Here is a 2,024-nt window from a genome sequence, read left to right as displayed (position 1 = left end):
GTTCTGGGGGCGGTTCGAGGGGGTTGCCGAGGCGGTCAAATTCCGTCATGAACGTGCCCAAAAGCAGATGGGAACGCTCGGATCCGGAAATCACTTCACAGAAGTGTGCATAAGTGATGACGGTTCGGTCTGGCTCATGCTCCACTCCGGCTCGCGGAACATCGGTAAGGAACTGGCCGAGCACCACATCGGCGTGGCGCAGAAGCTCCCGCACAACCAGGGCCTGGTCGACCGCGACCTCGCCGTCTTCGTCGCGGACACCCCGCAGATGGCGGCGTACCGCAACGACCTGTTCTGGGCGCAGGAGTACGCGAAGTACAACCGCTCGATCATGATGGCGCTCCTGAAGGACGTGATCCGTAAGGAGTTCAAGCAGGCGAAGCCGGTCTTCGAGCCCGAGATCAGCGCGCACCACAACTACGTGGCCGAGGAGCGCTACGACGGGATGGACCTGCTCGTGACCCGCAAGGGCGCGATCCGCGCGGGCTCCGGTGAGTACGGGATCATCCCGGGCTCGATGGGCACGGGTTCGTACATCGTGAAGGGCCTCGGCAACGAGAAGGCCTTCAACTCGGCATCGCACGGGGCGGGTCGGCGCATGAGCCGCAACGCGGCGAAGCGGCGCTTCTCGACGAAGGACCTGGAGGAGCAGACTCGGGGCGTGGAGTGCCGCAAGGACTCCGGCGTCGTGGACGAGATCCCGGGCGCCTACAAGCCGATCGAGCAGGTCATCGATCAGCAGCGGGACCTGGTGCAGGTGGTGGCGAAGATCAAGCAGGTGGTATGCGTGAAGGGCTAGCCATGCGGTGGGGTGAGGTGCATGCCTCACCCACCGTGTTTCTAGTAGGGAAGCGGTACCAGGCCGTCAAGTAGCTTCCTGAGGCGGGCTCGGCACGCGTTCTGGGAGTGACCCAGCGCGGCGCAGGCGTCGTCGATTGTCTGTGCCGTGAGCAGGATTCTGTCCTTTTCCGCAGTCCACTCAATGCGCTCTGGCCCTGGCTTCGAGCCAGGGGGGCGAACCCACTTCATGATGCTGTCGGCAGCTGCCTGCTTGCGCAGGAGAGACAGGCAACCCGGGTAGTAGAGGTGACTGCTCAATGCCTGCGCGGCTTTGCCGACGTACACGATGTTGTAGATGTCGTCACGCTGGTTACGTTGTGGGTGGCGCAACGCCCCTGTGATCTTCCTTGCGTAGAAGCACAGGTAGGCGCCGATCGCCGTGCTGGCCGTTGTGAGGGAGATGAAAGGGGACCCTTTGCTGGTGAAGCCCACTGAGCCGTCGGCGTCGATGACGCCTCGGAGGTAGTCGCGGCGGGAGAACTCGACGCGAGGCGGCGTGACCTTCCTCGACTTGCGGCCGTGCGGCAGGCCGAGTTCGTTGAGCTTGGTCCTCGCTTCGAGTGAACACAAGCTCCAGATGGCCGAGTGGTGGGTCTTCGCGAAGTTCGTGGACCGGGTGCGTTCGGTGATGCTGCTGTTGTACGGGGTCAACTTCTGGAACTCACGCAGAAGCTGGATGTCTCGGGCGTTGATCTCGACGGTCAGTCGCCCCTTCTGCCCGACACCTTTCGCCAGATGCCCGTCCGCCTGCAAGAAGCCGAACATGTAGGCGTACTCCGGGACCTCCAGGTCCATGAACCCCGTCGTGTCGGCGCCCAAGGCGTCGTCCAGCGTGAATTGGTGCGCGCTAGGCTCGCGTTCAGCCACAGGGAAGCCCTACTTCCTTGTTGGTCAGGCCCTCGGTTCGGGACCGGCATCCCGGCCGAGGGCCGTCGTGTTGATGTTGTGGCGCGAGCCTAGGTCGCAGTGTCGGGCGTCGTGCGGGTGATCGAGATGGTTCACCCCTGTGGGTTATGGGAGCTCTCGGGGCACCAGCCTGGCACCCCGTACGCCGCCCTCCGGCATGCGTGCGAGGGTGGGCCCATGTCGATCGCCCGTTCCGTCGCTCTCTTCGTGGTCGCCGCGCTGTTCGAGATCGGTGGGGCGTGGCTGGTCTGGCAGGGGGTGCGGGAGCATCGTGGGTG

General features: G+C 64.3%; 2 protein-coding genes and 1 pseudogene. 2 read left to right on the top strand and 1 reads right to left on the bottom strand.

The annotated features are described in order from the left end of the window. Window positions 1–799, top strand: a 799-nt coding sequence (locus FNH04_RS45410) for an RtcB family protein (protein ID WP_152792060.1), incomplete at its 5' end; no start/stop codon positions are given. A gap of 41 nt (window positions 800–840) precedes the next feature. Here FNH04_RS45410 and FNH04_RS45405 read toward each other — a convergent pair. Beyond that, window positions 841–1,707 (bottom strand): hypothetical protein, encoded by an 867-nt coding sequence (locus tag FNH04_RS45405; RefSeq protein ID WP_322725724.1) that lies wholly within the window; start codon window positions 1,705–1,707, stop codon window positions 841–843. 216 nt (window positions 1,708–1,923) lie between these two features. Between FNH04_RS45405 and FNH04_RS45400 the strand changes: the two are divergent. Then, window positions 1,924–2,024 (top strand): annotated as a pseudogene (locus FNH04_RS45400) (YnfA family protein); the annotation flags it as partial.

Origin of the sequence: Streptomyces phyllanthi, assembly GCF_009377205.1 — a bacterium.
In the GTDB taxonomy this organism is placed as follows: Bacteria; Actinomycetota; Actinomycetes; order Streptomycetales; family Streptomycetaceae; genus Streptomyces; species Streptomyces phyllanthi.
The sequence above is the reverse complement of the archived record's forward strand: the minus strand, read 5'-3'. Positions and strand labels throughout refer to the sequence as shown.